The 14,902-nt window shown below is 65.1% G+C and carries 14 protein-coding genes; 8 read left to right on the top strand and 6 right to left on the bottom strand.

Annotated elements, in window-relative coordinates:
* The first annotated feature begins 328 nt into the window (after positions 1 to 328).
* From M1247_RS31385 to phoU, 4 genes are all read left to right on the top strand, one after another.
* Positions 329 to 1,333: an acyl-ACP desaturase gene (locus tag M1247_RS31385; RefSeq protein ID WP_317160325.1), complete on the top strand. Its 1,005-nt coding sequence runs from the start codon at positions 329 to 331 to the stop codon at positions 1,331 to 1,333.
* A 47-nt stretch (positions 1,334 to 1,380) separates the two neighbouring features.
* Positions 1,381 to 2,514, top strand: a complete 1,134-nt coding sequence (gene dusB / locus M1247_RS31380) for a tRNA dihydrouridine synthase DusB (RefSeq protein ID WP_458695271.1) — start codon at positions 1,381 to 1,383, stop codon at positions 2,512 to 2,514.
* Positions 2,515 to 2,705: 191 nt separating this feature from the next.
* On the top strand, positions 2,706 to 4,940 hold the full coding sequence (locus M1247_RS31375) for an LCP family protein (protein ID WP_317160323.1): 2,235 nt from the start codon (positions 2,706 to 2,708) through the stop codon (positions 4,938 to 4,940).
* Between the two features lie 100 nt (positions 4,941 to 5,040).
* Positions 5,041 to 5,709 carry a phosphate signaling complex protein PhoU gene (gene phoU / locus M1247_RS31370; RefSeq protein WP_317160322.1) on the top strand — a complete coding sequence of 223 codons (669 nt, stop codon included), beginning with the start codon at positions 5,041 to 5,043 and terminating at the stop codon, positions 5,707 to 5,709.
* A 6-nt stretch (positions 5,710 to 5,715) separates the two neighbouring features.
* Here the strand turns inward: phoU and M1247_RS31365 are convergent, their stop codons facing one another.
* Positions 5,716 to 6,225, bottom strand: coding sequence for a MarR family transcriptional regulator (locus tag M1247_RS31365; RefSeq protein WP_317160321.1), 510 nt, complete (start codon positions 6,223 to 6,225; stop codon positions 5,716 to 5,718).
* Between the two features lie 75 nt (positions 6,226 to 6,300).
* Here M1247_RS31365 and M1247_RS31360 point away from each other — a divergent pair, with 75 nt between their 5' ends.
* The 4 genes from M1247_RS31360 to M1247_RS31345 all read left to right on the top strand — a co-directional run bounded on the left by M1247_RS31360 (position 6,301) and on the right by M1247_RS31345 (position 10,105).
* On the top strand, positions 6,301 to 7,275 hold the full coding sequence (locus tag M1247_RS31360; RefSeq protein WP_317160320.1) for a quinone oxidoreductase family protein: 975 nt from the start codon (positions 6,301 to 6,303) through the stop codon (positions 7,273 to 7,275).
* A gap of 246 nt (positions 7,276 to 7,521) precedes the next feature.
* Positions 7,522 to 9,114 carry a chloride channel protein gene (locus tag M1247_RS31355; RefSeq protein ID WP_317160340.1) on the top strand — a complete coding sequence of 531 codons (1,593 nt, stop codon included), beginning with the start codon at positions 7,522 to 7,524 and terminating at the stop codon, positions 9,112 to 9,114.
* Positions 9,115 to 9,347: 233 nt separating this feature from the next.
* Positions 9,348 to 9,647: a hypothetical protein gene (locus M1247_RS31350; protein ID WP_317160319.1), complete on the top strand. Its 300-nt coding sequence runs from the start codon at positions 9,348 to 9,350 to the stop codon at positions 9,645 to 9,647.
* Positions 9,648 to 9,952: 305 nt separating this feature from the next.
* Complete coding sequence (locus M1247_RS31345; RefSeq protein ID WP_317160318.1) at positions 9,953 to 10,105, top strand: hypothetical protein; 153 nt, start codon at positions 9,953 to 9,955, stop codon at positions 10,103 to 10,105.
* A gap of 49 nt (positions 10,106 to 10,154) precedes the next feature.
* Here the strand turns inward: M1247_RS31345 and M1247_RS31340 are convergent, their stop codons facing one another.
* From M1247_RS31340 to pstS, 5 genes are all read right to left on the bottom strand, one after another.
* Complete coding sequence (locus tag M1247_RS31340; RefSeq protein WP_317160317.1) at positions 10,155 to 10,631, bottom strand: MarR family winged helix-turn-helix transcriptional regulator; 477 nt, start codon at positions 10,629 to 10,631, stop codon at positions 10,155 to 10,157.
* Positions 10,632 to 10,830: 199 nt separating this feature from the next.
* On the bottom strand, positions 10,831 to 11,607 hold the full coding sequence (gene pstB / locus M1247_RS31335; protein ID WP_317160316.1) for a phosphate ABC transporter ATP-binding protein PstB: 777 nt from the start codon (positions 11,605 to 11,607) through the stop codon (positions 10,831 to 10,833).
* Between the two features lie 9 nt (positions 11,608 to 11,616).
* On the bottom strand, positions 11,617 to 12,531 hold the full coding sequence (gene pstA, locus M1247_RS31330; protein ID WP_317160315.1) for a phosphate ABC transporter permease PstA: 915 nt from the start codon (positions 12,529 to 12,531) through the stop codon (positions 11,617 to 11,619).
* Between the two features lie 31 nt (positions 12,532 to 12,562).
* Complete coding sequence (pstC, locus tag M1247_RS31325) at positions 12,563 to 13,615, bottom strand: phosphate ABC transporter permease subunit PstC (protein WP_317160314.1); 1,053 nt, start codon at positions 13,613 to 13,615, stop codon at positions 12,563 to 12,565.
* A 48-nt stretch (positions 13,616 to 13,663) separates the two neighbouring features.
* Positions 13,664 to 14,803 (bottom strand): phosphate ABC transporter substrate-binding protein PstS, encoded by a 1,140-nt coding sequence (gene pstS, locus M1247_RS31320; RefSeq protein WP_317160313.1) that lies wholly within the window; start codon positions 14,801 to 14,803, stop codon positions 13,664 to 13,666.
* Between the last annotated feature and the right edge of the window lie 99 nt (positions 14,804 to 14,902).

The following is a 14,902-nucleotide window of genomic DNA, read 5'->3' as shown; positions in this document are numbered from 1 at the left end:
CCGCCGACCGCACCCCACCCCGCGGACCAGGAGTTTTTGGTTTCGCCATGAGGGTAGTTTAGCGACATTTAAGCTTGTTCACGTGTCGACGACCTCCGAGTGTGCGAGATTTGTGGGTACTACTACATATCTGGGGCCGTACAGCTGGCTGGCACCGTTCTCACAGGAGAGTAGCCGCGGCTCAGCACCGGTGCGCTCACTATGTGTGACATCGCCCGACACCGCGACGTGGAACTTGTTGTCACCGAGTTACACAGATATATTGAGTGCAACCATCAGGTACAGATAACTGGGACGGTCTCCCGGACGCGAGGAGGAAATAGCGCTCATGTCGAACGACCTGACCGACCTACAGCTCTTGCAAGAACTGGAGCCCGTCGTCGAGACGGCCATCAACCGTCACATGCGGATGCGCAAGGACTGGAATCCTCACGACTACATCCCCTGGTCTGACGGCAAGAACTATTACGCGCTCGGCGGCCAGGATTGGGAGCCGGGACAATCGAAGCTGTCCGAGGTCGCCCAGACCGCGATGGTGCAGAACCTGCTCACCGAGGACAACCTGCCGTCCTACCACCGCGAGATCGCGATGAACATGGGCATGGACGGCGCATGGGGCCAGTGGGTCAACCGCTGGACCGCCGAAGAGAACCGGCACGGTATCGCCCTGCGCGACTACCTCGTCGTGACCCGCGCTGTGGACCCCGTCCAACTCGAGGAACTGCGCGTCGAGCAGGTGACCCGTGGCTTCTCCCCCGGTCAGAACCAGCAGGGCGACCTGTTCGCGGAAAGCCTGTTCGACTCGGTCATCTACGTGACCTTCCAGGAACTGGCCACCCGCGTATCGCACCGCAACACCGGTAAGGCCTGCGACGAACCGATCGCCGATCAGCTGCTGCAGCGGATCTCCGGCGACGAGAACCTGCACATGATCTTCTACCGGGATGTCTCGGCCGCGGGGCTCGATATCGCCCCCAACCAGGCGATGGCCTCGCTGCACCGGGTGCTCGACAACTTCAAGATGCCCGGCTACACGGTTCCCGACTTCCGCCGCAAAGCCGTGATCATCGCCGTCGGCGGTGTCTATGACCCGCGGATCCACCTGGACGACGTGGTGATGCCCGTGCTGAAGAAGTGGCGCATCTTCGAACGTGAGGATCTCACCGGCGAAGGTGCGCGGCTGCGCGACGACCTCGGCCGTCTGGTCGGAGAACTCGAAGACGCCTGCGAAAAGTTCGAGGTGGCCAAGGAACGCCGCCAGGAGCGCGAACGCAAGATGGCCGAGAAGAAGGCCATGAAGAACCTGTTGGTGTCGTCCAGCTCGACTGCATGAGTCTGACCGCCCCGCCCATCGAAACGGCAGCGCCGGCCCGGTCCCAACTGCGGATCGGGCCGTTCGCGCTGTCCAGCCCGGTGGTACTGGCCCCGATGGCCGGCGTCACCAACGTCGCGTTCCGCACCCTGTGCCGTGAGCTCGAGGTGGCCCGGGCAGGCACGGTCAGCGGCCTGTACGTGTGCGAGATGGTCACCGCGCGGGCCCTGGTCGAGCGGCACCCGGTGACCATGCACATGACGACGTTCGCGCCCGAAGAGTCGCCGCGGTCGCTGCAGCTCTACACCGTCGACCCGGACACCACCTACCAGGCGGCCAAGATGATCGCCGACGAGGGCATGGCCGACCACATCGACATGAACTTCGGCTGCCCGGTGCCCAAGGTCACCAAGCGTGGCGGCGGCGCCGCGCTGCCCTACAAACGGCGCCTGTTCGGAAAAATCGTCGCCGCGGCGGTGCGCGCCACCGAAGGCACCGACATTCCGGTGACGGTGAAGTTCCGCGTCGGCATCGACGACACCCACCACACCCACCTCGATGCCGGCCGGATCGCCGCCGAGGAGGGCGCGGCCGCCGTCGCACTGCACGCCCGTACGGCGTCGCAGCGCTATTCGGGCACTGCCGACTGGGACCAGATCGCCGCGCTGAAGGCTCACGTCACCGGAATCCCGGTGCTCGGCAACGGCGACATCTTCGAAGCCGACGACGCGCTGGCCATGATGGCCGCCACCGGATGCGACGGGGTGGTGATCGGTCGCGGCTGTCTGGGCCGGCCCTGGCTGTTCGCCGAGCTGTCCGCGGCATTCGCCGGACGCCGGGCTGCGACCCCACCGACGCTGGGCGAGGTGGCCGACATCGTGCGCCGCCACGGCGAACTGCTCAGTGCGCACTTCGGCGAGGACAAGGGCATGCGCGACATCCGCAAGCACGTCGCCTGGTATCTGCACGGCTTCCCCGCGGGTGCTGACCTGCGCCGCTCATTGGCCCTGGTCAAAACGCTACGCGAGCTCGATGAGCTGCTCGACCAGCTCGACCGCGATGCCCCGTTCCCACCGGCGGCGACCGGTCCGCGCGGGCGCCAGGGATCAGCCGCATCGGTGTCACTGCCCGAAAACTGGCTCGCTGATCCCGACGACTGCGCCGTACCCGCCGGAGCAGACGTCATGCACTCCGGAGGCTGACTCGAATCGTGATCGAGACGCTCCTGTCATCTGCACGACTAGATGTGTCCCAGGGTGTCTCAGTACGATGGGGATCTTGCGCGGGCGGCTCCGGGTAGCGGACTGCCGCCTACTGCTGCTAGAGAAGCAGTAGAAAGTTTCGATGCGCACCGACGCGCACATGCTCTTCAGAAGTCGGAGGCCGGTAGGACATGAGTGACGGCGATAACGCCACTCCCGGCCGTCGACGCCGTCGCGACCCTGATGAGGGTCAGCTCAATGGTCACGACACCGGCCGCGACAACCCATGGATTACCCGATCCCCGCAGCCTTTGCCAGGCGCCGCGCCGTGGGAGCGCCGGGATGATCCGAAGCCTGCCGACCCGCCGCCAGATGAGCCGACCGGAAGCCACGCCGACGGCGTCACCGTGGCCGACCTCATCGCGAAGCTGGCGGGCAACAGCCACCGTCCCGGCAGGAGGCGCAGCCGCCACGCCAGCCCGGACGCCACCGAAGCACCCGGCAGCAGGCACCGCGCGGAGCCTGAGCCTGAGCCCCAGTCCGAACCGCCGCCACACCGCGAGCCACCGCCGCCGCGCGAACCGGTTCCCGAGCCCACCGAGATCATCGAACCGGTGCCGCCAGCCCCGGTGCCGCCGGACCCCGACGCGCTGGACACCGAGATCATCCCGGCTGTACCGCCGGAGGTCCCGGCCGCGTACGCCGATCCCGAGGCTTACGACGACACCTACGACGACGATGACGACCGGCAGCATTCGTGGCGCCCCGGCCGGGTACCGCCGGCCCACGCGATCACTCACGCGCCCCTCGGTGACGATGAGGAACCGGCGCCGCGGCGCCGCAGCGCGATGCTGGCCGGCCGTGCCATCGCGGCGCTCATCGCAGTGCTCACCCTGGTGCTGACCGGCAGCGCATGGCAGTGGCAGACCTCGAAGAACAACAACCTCAACAAGGTCGCGGCCCTCGACCCCAATTCCCGCGACATCCTCGACCCCAACGCCCAGTTCGGCGACGAGAACTTCCTCATCGTCGGCGTGGACAGCCGCTTCGGCGAAAACGCGGTGATGGGCGCCGGTGACACCGAGGATGCCGGCGGAGCCCGGTCCGACACGATCATGCTGGTGAACATCCCGGCAAACCGGGAACGTGTCGTCGCGGTGTCGTTCCCCCGGGATCTGGCGATCACCCCGACCGAATGCGAACCGTGGAACCCCGAAACGGCCACGTACGGCCCGCTTTATGACGAGGAATCGGGGACCTACGGCCCCGATGAGGTCTACACCGAGACCAAGCTGAATTCCGCATTCGCCTTCGGCGGCCCCAAGTGCCTGGTCAAGGTCATCCAGAAACTGTCCGGGTTGTCGATCAACCGGTTCATGGCCGTCGACTTCGCGGGCTTCGCGAAGATGGTCGACGCCCTCGGTGGCGTCGAGGTGTGCAGCACCACCCCACTGGAGGACTACGAGCTGGGCACCGTGCTGCCCAATGCCGGCCGGCAGATGGTCGACGGCCACACGGCGCTGAACTACGTGCGCGCCCGCCAGGTCACCACCGAGTACAACGGCGACTACGGCCGCATCAAACGCCAGCAGTTGTTCCTGTCGTCGCTGCTGCGTTCGTTGATCTCCAAGGACACGTTCTTCTCGCTGAACAAGCTCAACAACGTGGTCAACATGTTCATCGACGACAGTTTCGTCGACAACATCAGGACCAAGGACCTCGTCGACCTGGGCCAGTCCGTCCAGGGCGTCAACGCCGGCCGCATCTCATTCGTCACGGTGCCCACGACCGGCTACGCCGACGAGTACGGCAACGAGCAGCCCCGGACCGAAGACTTGCGCGGCCTGTTCGACGCGATCATCAACGACGACCCGCTGCCCGGTGAGAAGAACCCCGACAACACCCCGGTCCCGGGCACCCCGGAATCATCGACGGCGACCGCCGACCCGAGCGGAACGCCCGGGACGACGACCGAGGCCCCCGCTCCCACCGCACCGGAGCCCGCCGAACTGGTCAGCGCCGTCACCACCGACCCGCAAGGCGTCACCGTCCAGGTGTCGAACTCGACGGGCGAGGACGGGCTCGCCGCCACCGCGGCCACCGCACTGGAGCAGCACGGATTCCACGTCACCACACCCGACGATTACCCGGGCGCCCTGCCCTCCACCACGGTGTTCTTCTCCCCCGGCAACGAGGAGGCGGCCGCCACGGTGGCCTCGTCGTTCGCCAACCCGACCATCGAACGGGTGACCGGGATGGGCGATACCGTGCAGGTCGTGCTGGGCTCGGACTTCTATTCGGTGAACGCGCCCAGCCCCAGCGGCTCGGCCGTCCAGGTGCAGGTCATGCACGGCACCGCAGCCCCGCCCACCCACCTGCCCGAGGACCTCAACGTCACCAACGCGGCCGACACCACCTGCGAATAGGCCGACCGGCAGTTAGCTGCGGAATCCTGTCCATGGCATTCACCGTTCGTTCACCGTCGGCATCGTGACTATCGGGCCGCTGACCGCCTAATGTTGGTGCATGCGTATCCAGTACCACGAACAACTCGATTCCCTCACGGATCAGCTCGGAGCGATGTGCGACCTGGCGGGAACCGCGATGGAGCGTGCCACCCAGGCGCTGCTGCAGGCCGATCTGGTACTGGCCGAACAGGTGATCACCGACCACGACCAGATCAGCGTGCTGAGCGCCAAGGCCGAGGAATCCGCCTTCGTGCTGCTGGCACTGCAGGCGCCGGTCGCAGGCGATCTGCGCTCGGTGGTCGGGGCCATCCAGATCGTGGCCGACGTCGACCGGATGGGCGCGTTGGCACTGCACGTGGCCAAGATCGCCCGTCGTCGCCACCCGCAGCACGCCCTGCCCGAAGAGGTCAACGGCTATTTCGCCGAAATGGGCCGGGTGGCAGTGGAATTGGGCCATGCCGCGCGTGAGGTGCTGGAGACGCGGGACCCGGAAAAGGCGGCCAGAATCCGCGAAGAGGACGATGCGATGGACGATCTGCACCGTCACCTGTTCACCGTGCTGATGGACAAAGAGTGGAAGCACGGCGTGACGGCCGCGGTCGACGTGACCCTGCTGAGCCGGTTCTACGAGCGCTTCGCCGACCACGCCGTCGAGGTGGCCCGCCGGGTGATCTTCCAGGTCACCGGTGCCTACCCGGACGGCGAGACCGTCCCGCCCCAGCAGTAACCGGGTTCAGTCCGCCGCGACCAGACGGACTCCGACCTTCCGCGCGGCCGCAAGGTCGCGCAGCACCTTGCTCAGCACGTGCAGTTCGGCAGTGCTGTAGCGCATCAGGAAGTCGCGGAATCCGAGGTTCATCTCGTCGTGCAGCTGCTGGTGCAGCTCGACGACGAGTTCTCCGTCCGCGCTGAGCGTCAGCTCGATCTCTTTGCGGTTCTGCGGCCTCGGCGTCCGGGTCACCAGCCCGGCCTCGACGAGGCGCTGGACATGTTTGGACACCGTGCCTTTGAGTTGACCGGATCTGGCGGCCAGGCCGACCACGCTGACCGGGCCGTCGGCGATGGCCGCCAGCAGGTGCATCGACAGCGTCGGCAGTGAACGCACGTCGGCTGCCAGCCGGTCCGGACACCTCTGCAGCAGAAAGTCGCGTTCGGCGTCGCCGTCCTCGTCGTCGTCGAACTTGTCCCCGACCACGCCGATCAACTCGGTGATGTCCCCGACCAGGGCCATCTTGGTTTTCACGGAAACCATATTGCCATCCGGACGCACCCGGGTATATGGTTTCCACGGAAACTATAATCCGATTGAGGAGCCGGTATGAAAGCCGCCGTCGTCACCGAATGGGGCCGCACGCCCACCTACACCGATGTGCCAGACCCGCAGCCACGCGACGGCGCCGAGGTGGCAGTCGTCGAGGCCGCCGCGCTGACCAACCTCACCCGTGGTCTCGTAACGGGAAAACACTACGCCAGCAAAGAAATTCAGCTCCCTGCCATCCCCGGCGTGGACGGCGTGGCCCGCCTCGCCGACGGCCGTCGCGTCTATGCCGGCGCACTCTCCGCGCACGGGATGATGGCGGAGCGCACGCTGGTCAGCCCGCACGGCGCCGTCGAGATCCCCGAGCACGTCGATTCGGTGACCGCGGCAGCCATCCCGAACCCGGGGATGTCGGCATGGATGGCGCTGTCGCACGCTGCCGCAGTGCAGCCCGGTGACCACGTACTGGTCCTGGGAGCCACCGGCGTGACCGGCTCGACGGCCGTGCAGCTCGCGAAGACGGTGTTCGGAGCCGGAAACGTGGTGGTGGCCGGGCGTGACACCGGCCGGCTGGAATGGCTGCGTTCGGCGGGAGCGGACGACGCGATCACGCTCGGTGCCGAAGACCTGAACGCCCGTGTGGCGGAACTGCATTCAGACCGCCCGTTCGACGCCGTGCTCGACTACCTGTGGGGCGAACCCGCCACCGCGGTGCTGACCGCGTTGTCGTCGAGCCATCCCGCCGCGCACTACCACCAGACGCGGTTCGTCCAGATCGGCTCGATGGCCGGGCCGACGCTGAACCTGGACGCGGGCGTGCTGCGCAGTGCGGGCATCACCCTGTGCGGGGTCGGCCTCGGCAGCGTGCCGATGGACGTGCTCGCACAGGCCCGCACCGAAGCGCTGCCCAAACTGTTCGCCATGCTCGCCGCGGGTGAGCTCGAACTGCGCACCCAGGCACGGCCCCTGTCGGACGTCGAGCAGGTGTGGACGGCTCCCGAGCCATCGGGCACCCGCGTGGTGTTGACGCCCTGACTCAATAGCAAGGCGCTGAGGTCTCACCGACCCGCATATTCCCCGCCACTGCAACAATTGCATAATGCAAAGGTGTTGCGATATTCCGTTGGCGCGGTCAGCGCCTGGGCCCGGCCGCAACCGCGGTCGATCGGGAGCTGGCTACGCGAGGGCTCGTCAGCGTTAGTTCCGTTAGCAGTGACGGTCGGAGCAGTGACCGGATTGGGGGCCGTCGGATTTCGGTGGTTGATCACCGCATTCACGTGGGTGTTCACCGGCTACGCCGACTACTCCGGTTTGGGCCGCGTCGCCAGTGCGCACTGGCCATGGCTGGGGTTTTGGTTTCTGCTGCTGGCGCCAGTTGCAGCGGGCCTCGTCTACGGGCCGATCGTGTACCGGTTCGCCCCGGAAGCCCGGGGCCATGGGGTTCCGGAGGTCATGTACGCGGTGAGCCACCGCGAAGGTCAGATCGCCCCGCGGGTAACACTGGTCAAGGCATTGGCTTCAGCCCTGTGTATCGGTGGTGGCGGGTCGGTCGGCCGGGAGGGGCCGATCGTGCAGATCGGATCGGCAGCCGGGTCGACGATCGCACAGATGCTGCGTCTGGGTGTCCCGCGAGTCAGGCTGTTGGTGGCGTGCGGTGCGGCGGGCGGGATTTCCGCCACCTTCAACACTCCCTTGGCCGGGCCGTTCTTTGCAATGGAGCTGATCCTGCGCGATTTTGCGGCAGAATCGTTTGGCGCTGTGGTGCTGTCCAGCGTTACCGCTGCAGTGGTCGGCCGCGCGTTGCTCGGTGACGAACCATTTCTTGCCCTGCCTGCGTTCGGGGTTCGGAGCCCGGTCGAATATCTGCTCTACATCGCGCTCGGAATCGCTGTCGGCGTTATCGGCGTTGCATTTTCTAAACTGCTCTACCGGGTTGAGGATGCTTGCGATTGGGCGTGGCGCGGCCCGGAATGGGCTCGGCCCGCGGTGGGGGGCCTGCTTCTCGGCGGGCTGCTCATCGCACTACCGCAAATGTATGGCGTCGGCTATCCGGTACTCCAGAATGCCGTTCACGGCAACTATGTGATCGGCATGCTGTTACTCCTGCTGGTAGGCAAGATGATTGCGACCAGCCTGACCATCGGCGTGGGTGGATCCGGCGGCGTGTTCGCGCCGACCCTGTTTATCGGCGCCATGGCCGGAACGGCGTTCGGCACGGTCGTCCACGCCATGATGCCCGGCATCACCGAAGACGCCGGTGCGTATGGGTTGATCGGGATGGGAGCCGCACTCGGTGGAGCCACCCGCGCGCCAATCACGGCAGTGATCATTTTGTTCGAGCTCACCGGCCAGTACTCGATCATTCTGCCTCTGATGGAAGCAGTCGCCATCGCCACGGGTGTCGGCCGACTGCTCTCCAAAGACACGATCTACACCGCGAAACTGTGGCGCCGCGGTGTAGACCTGGACTCGCCGGACCCAACGCCGTTCACCGCCGATACTATCGCGGAAGCTGCACCAGAACCATTGTGCGAGAATGCATCCATCAGCAGCTCGGTCGACGCTGCCACCGCTGTGACAGGTGAAATGCTGCCCGTGATCGGCGCGGACGGAAGCTATCGCGGTTGCGTGCGGGCCCGGGACCTCTTCGAAGCCCGAGCGAGCACGAACGCCCCAACAACGATTGCGGACCTCCTGTTCCACCCCGCCACGATCAGCGGCGAGGCCACGGCGGGCGAGATCACGGAGACTCTGGCCCGCCACGGAGTCACAGGTTTGCCGGTCATTTCCGCCGATGGATCCACCCTGATCGGCTGGATCAGCCACCGAACCGTCCTGACGCGCGTGGCTGCCGAGCCCCGTACGTTCCGTTAGCCCTGAATCCCGTTGCCACCTTAGATAGATCGATGCTACTACTGTTGCATACTGCTATGATTTTACGGAGACCGCTGCGGCAGCGTTGTATGTGCAGCAGTCGGGATCTCCCAGCACGAGGCAGCCGAGCGACCCCACCGTAAGCGTGATGCAGAGGGTCACTTTTGAGCTGCAGACGGAGGTGAGCCGCCGCAGTGACCTTTCCTCGTCGCAGCTCCGGACACCGGTATCGGATGTCGGCGATCGAGTGGATGCTGCGTGTGGCAGGACGAAACGGCCTCACACCGCCCCTCCGGGACTTTGCGATCGCGTTGGACAAACACTCGACGTTCGCGAAGCTCACCCAGTCCGACGCCCACCACTTCGCCGCCGTGATCGTCGGCGATCATCTGCACCACGACAATCCGGCCGAATCGCTACAACACCGGTTGCGCACGATATTGAGCGGCCAGGACAGCCTCACATGGGAAGACCCACAGTCGGTCTATCAAGCATTCGCGATCGCGGCTCAAGTGGCGGCCATCAACCGATGACCGAATCGCATCCAGCTTCTGCGAGTCCTGCCGCCGAGTGCTTGCGACGTCGATTCGCCCGCGCATCCGCAATTGCGGTGATCGGGGCGCTGGCCGCAACCAGTTGTCATGGACCCAATAATCCGCCGACCGCCACTGCATCCCAGCCGTACATAGGTGTGTCGATAAACCCTTACGATGCAGACGATCTCACCGAATCCATCGCCGCAGCCGGACTGCCGCTACCACACCTGCACGATGTGACCGATCGCGATTGTCCGATGATCGGGTGCCACGACAGAATCGAATCCGACACAGTTTCCGTCATGACGTTCCCCACCGCCGGTGCCGCCGAACTCTTCGCCGGTTCGACACACCGCCGCTTCCAGATCGTCAACGTCGTCATGGAATTCGCGCCCACGGTGCCCCCCGACCGCCAACAGGCATACGAAGCCGCACTCTCCCGTACCATCGAATGAATCATGAAGCGACCCACATACTCTCCGGATCGTCTTGACCCGAAATAGATCACATGCCAATGTGGGCGGATGGCTCACCGCCGGCCATAGTGAACGCGGTCAGCGCGCTGACCAGGCCACGGCGTTCACGCGCGGGCATGCTTTGTACCACCCGCGCGATCTCGGTGCGGCGCCGTGCCGTCACCGTATCCACAACCTCACAACCTCGAGGAGTCAACTCCACCATCAACTCCCGGCGGGAGCTCGGATGCGGTCGACGGTCAATCAACCCCGAGACGACCAGCCGCTCAACCATCCGCCCTATAGTCGAGGGCTGCACATCTAGCAAGGCCGCCAAAGCCGCCAGATTAGACGGTCCGCGTGAGGACAAGATCACCAAGGCCCGGAACTGCGGAATGGTTATCGATTCATCTACCTCGGCGATCGAGCGGGCAGAAATCGCCACCAACAAGCGTGAAGCGGTCACCAACGCATCGGTGATCACATCTGCCGAATCATCAACAGCTGCCTTATCCCGGACAGTCACATCGCACCCTCTCGATCACACCTGCAACCGGTATACCAGCACACTGAGCGGTCAGGCGATAACCAGATTTGACGGTGCCCAAGTCACCAGCCGCTACGCGACGTGATTCGAGAGGCAACGCTCGTCAGCGAGACGGGTTTACCCAGCATACAATGCAGTTGCTGCCAGAGTGGCAGCTGATCCGACTGGCGGCTTGGGCTCAGCCGAAGCGGCCGGAAATGTAGTCTTCCGTGGCCTTCTGCGTGGGGTTGGAGAAGATCTTCTCGGTGTCGTCGATCTCGATCAGACGACCCGGCTTACCGGTCGCCTCCAGATTGAAGAACGCCGTCTGATCGCTCACCCGGGCGGCCTGCTGCATGTTGTGGGTGACGATCACGATGGTGAAATCCTGCTTGAGCGTGGAGATCAGATCTTCGATCGCCAACGTGGAGATCGGATCCAGCGCCGAACATGGCTCATCCATCAGCAGCACATCCGGTTGCACCGCGATGGCCCGGGCAATGCACAACCGCTGCTGCTGACCGCCCGAGAGTCCGCCGCCGGGCTTGTCGAGCCGGTCCTTGACCTCGTTCCACAAATTGGCACCCTTGAGCGAGCGTTCGGCCACCTCGTCGAGGGCTTTGCGGTTTCGGACGCCCTGCAGCTTCAGCCCCGCCACCACGTTGTCACGAATCGACATGGTGGGAAACGGGTTCGGGCGCTGGAACACCATCCCGATGGTCTTGCGCACACCGACCGGGTCGACGCCGGCACCGTAGATGTCCTCGCCGTCGAGCAGCACCGAGCCCTCCACCCGGGCACCGGGAATGACCTCATGCATGCGGTTGAGGGTGCGCAGCACGGTCGACTTGCCGCAGCCCGACGGGCCGATGAAGGCGGTCACGCCGCGCGGCGGCACCGCCAGTGCCACGTCGGCTACCGCGTGGAACGCCCCGTAGTAGATGTTGACGTCTTTGAGATCCAGCCGCTTAGCCATGGATAACTCCTAAACCTTCTTGGGGGAAAAGAATTTCGCGAGCACTCGCGCCCCGACGTTGAGCACGGCGATCAGCAGGATCAGCGTCAACGCCGCACCCCAGAGCCGATCGGTGGGCACCGGGTTCGCCCCCGCCCCCGCAGAGATCTGGTCGTACATCATGCCCGGCAGCGATCCCATGAAGCCGCCGAACATGTCGAAGTTCATCGCCTGGGCGTATCCGACCAGGACCAGCAGCGGTGCGGTCTCGCCCATCACCCGGGCCAGTGCCAGCATGACGCCCGTGACGATGCCCGACAACGCCGTGGGGATGACGATGCGCATGATCGTCTTCCACTTCGGTACCCCGAGGGCATAGCTCGCCTCGCGCAGGTCCATCGGCACGATGCGCAGCATCTCCTCGGTGGAACGCACGATCACCGGAATCATCAACAGCACCAACGACAGTGACACCGCGAAACCGGACCGCTCGAATCCGAGCGTGGCCACCCACAATGCGTAGATGAACAGCGCCGCGACGATCGAGGGCACGCCGGTCAGAATGTCGACCATGAACGTGGTGAGCTTGCCCAAGCGGGTGCCGCCGCCGTATTCGACGAGGTACACGCCCACCATCACGCCGATCGGAATCGAGATCAGCGAACACACGAGGCCTTGGAGCAGGGTGCCGACGATGGCGTGATAGACACCGCCGCCTGCGGCGAACGCAGTCATACCGGACTGCGAATTGGTGAACCACAACGGCGACGTCAAAGCCTTGATGCCCTTGGTGATCACCGAGTACAGCACCCACAGCAGTGGCACCAGCGCAACCAGGACAGAACCGCTGACCAGGACCGTCGCAATGTTGTTCGTCACGGTCCGGCGCAGGCCCACACCCCTGAAAGTGGGAACCTTGACCGGCTTTTCCAGGGTGGTCGTCATCAGTACCGTCTCCTCTTCGCGCGAGCGCTCATCAGCGTCCCTTCCCGCCCACGGCAGCGCGAGCCAGCGAGTTCACCACAAAGGTGAGGATGAACAACACCAGGCCCGCAGCGATGTACGCGCCCGCCTTGTACTGATCGTTGAATTCGCTTGCGGTCGCGGCGATCTTGCTTGCGAACGTGTACCCACCGTCGAACAGCGACCACCCGAACGCGGTCTGCGTACCCCGCAGGATGATCAGCAGGGCAATCGTCTCACCGAGCGCCCGGCCCAGACCGAGCATGGCGCCACTGATGTAGCCCGACATGCCGAACGGCAGCACCGTGGTTCGCACCACCTCCCAGCGCGTCGCGCCGAGCGCCAGTGCCGCCTCGATCTGACCGCGCGGGGTCTGCACGAAGACCTCGCGGGTGACCGCGGTGATGATCGGCAGGATCATCACCGCCAGCACGATGCCTGCGGTGAAGATCGTGCCGCCACCGGCCACCGAGGCGGTGCCCGTCTTGAACAGGAACAGCCACGACAGATTCTCGTTGAGCCACAACGCGAACGGCTTGAGGACGGGCGCCAGCACGTACAGGCCCCAGACGCCGTAGACGATCGAGGGCACCGCGGCCAGCAGGTCGACCATGTAGGCCAGCGGTCCCGCCAGTCGGCGTGGGGAGTACTGCGTCAGGAAGATCGCGATCCCGAGCGCGACCGGCATGGCCAAGAGCAGCGCGAACACCGACACGAACACCGTCACCTGCAGCAGGTCGAGGATGCCGAAGTGCATCGCCGAGGTGTCGGTGGTGATCCAGTTGCCGCCGTAGAGGAAGAAGTTCTCCTCGTTGCGGGTCAGTGCGGGGATCGCGCGCCAGAGCAAAAACACCGCGATCGCCGCGATGAGCGCGACGATCAGGATGCCCGCACTCTCGGCGAGTGCCTGGAAGATCCGGTCTCCCAGGCGTACCTTCGCCCCCTTTGAAGGGTTGGTGGAGATGGGTTCCGGCTCGGGGAAGGGTGAAGCGAGGGCTTCACCCGACCCCGAATCGGCTGGATTAGGTGTGGTCACTGTTATCCCGTCGGGGACCCGGTCGGTCATATGGTCCGAAATCCATCCTCACCAGAATCGTTCTAGTGCGCCAGCCGACTAGCTGATTGCATTGATCGATGTGAGCAAACGCTCCTTGAAAGCGTCGGGCAGCGGCACGTACCCGGCAGCCGACAGGTTGGCCTGGCCTTCGTTGGCCGCCACCGTCAAGATTGATTTCACCGCGGCCGCGGTCTCCGCGTCATAACCCTTGGAGCAGACGATCTCGTACGTCGCCAGCACCAGCGGGTAGGCGCCGGGCTCCTTGGTGCCGTACAGCGAATTCAGGTCGAGGGCCAGGTCGTTGCCCTCCGCGGCGAACGTCGCGGCGTCGATGGCCTTCTTGGCCGTCTCGTCGGTGAGCTCGACCGCGCCGGCGCCACTGTCGATCTGGGCGAACGGCAGGTTGGCCTGCTGGGCGAAGCCCTTCTCCACGTAACCGATCGAGCCGGGGGTGGCCTGCACGGCCTGGACCACACCGGAGGATTTCTGGGCGCCCTCACCGGCGCCACCGTTGAACTCGCTGCCGTCGCCCTTGGTCCATGTCTGCGGGGCGGCCGCCGTCAGGTACTTCTGGAAGTTGTCGGTGGTACCCGAGGAATCCGAGCGGTAGATCGGCTTGATGTCCACGTCGGGCAGGGTGGTGCCCTCGTTGAGCGCCGCGATGGCCGGGTCGTTCCACTTGGTGATCTGGCCCTGGAAGATCTTGGCCAGCAGGTCGGCGTTGATCACGAGCTTGTCGACGCCCTCGATGTTGTAGGCCAGCGCGACCGGGCCGAACACCAGCGGCAGGTTCCACGCCGGGTTGCCGCCGCAGCGGTCCGCCGCTGCCTTGATCTGGTCACCGGACAGCGCTGAATCAGACCCTGCGAAGTCGACCTGCTTGGCGATGAACTGCTCACGACCCGCGCCGGAGCCGGTTGGGTTGTACGACAGGTTCTTACCCGCGCACAGCGTGCCCCACTCCTTGTTGAACTCCGCGATCGCGTTCTGCTGTGCCGTCGAGCCTTCGGCGGTGACGGAATTCTTGCCAGCGCACTCCGCCGAGGCCGAGGCGCTACCGGAGGTAGCAGAGCTGGACGTGGCGCCCGTGTTGTTGTCGCTGCCGCACGCAGTCAGCGCGAGTGCCGCGATCGCCGTGGCAGACACCGCGATACCGAACGGTTTGCCGACACTCTTGCCAATGCTGTTGAGCTTCACTAGTCCCACTTTCCGTTGACGGCTTTCAGACTCTCCGGCAACGTATGCGGCCGCGGTGGACAGATCGCGGATACCGAGTTAACGCGCGGTGAACAGGTT

The sequence above is a fragment of the Mycobacterium appelbergii genome, from assembly GCF_032883035.1.
GTDB classification, from domain to species: Bacteria; Actinomycetota; Actinomycetes; order Mycobacteriales; family Mycobacteriaceae; genus Mycobacterium; species Mycobacterium appelbergii.
Note: the sequence above shows the minus strand (reverse complement) of the source record. Positions and strands in the feature narration are given on the sequence as shown.

Coding starts and splice junctions, on each gene's coding strand:
- M1247_RS31385 (WP_317160325.1), top strand. CDS start 329: ATGTCGAACGACCTGACCGACCTACAGCTCTTGCAAGAACTGGAGCCC.
- pstC (WP_317160314.1), bottom strand. CDS start 13,615: ATGACCGACCGGGTCCCCGACGGGATAACAGTGACCACACCTAATCCA.
- M1247_RS31345 (WP_317160318.1), top strand. CDS start 9,953: ATGACGTTCCCCACCGCCGGTGCCGCCGAACTCTTCGCCGGTTCGACA.
- phoU (WP_317160322.1), top strand. CDS start 5,041: ATGCGTATCCAGTACCACGAACAACTCGATTCCCTCACGGATCAGCTC.
- M1247_RS31360 (WP_317160320.1), top strand. CDS start 6,301: ATGAAAGCCGCCGTCGTCACCGAATGGGGCCGCACGCCCACCTACACC.
- M1247_RS31350 (WP_317160319.1), top strand. CDS start 9,348: ATGTCGGCGATCGAGTGGATGCTGCGTGTGGCAGGACGAAACGGCCTC.
- pstA (WP_317160315.1), bottom strand. CDS start 12,531: ATGACGACCACCCTGGAAAAGCCGGTCAAGGTTCCCACTTTCAGGGGT.
- pstB (WP_317160316.1), bottom strand. CDS start 11,607: ATGGCTAAGCGGCTGGATCTCAAAGACGTCAACATCTACTACGGGGCG.
- M1247_RS31375 (WP_317160323.1), top strand. CDS start 2,706: ATGAGTGACGGCGATAACGCCACTCCCGGCCGTCGACGCCGTCGCGAC.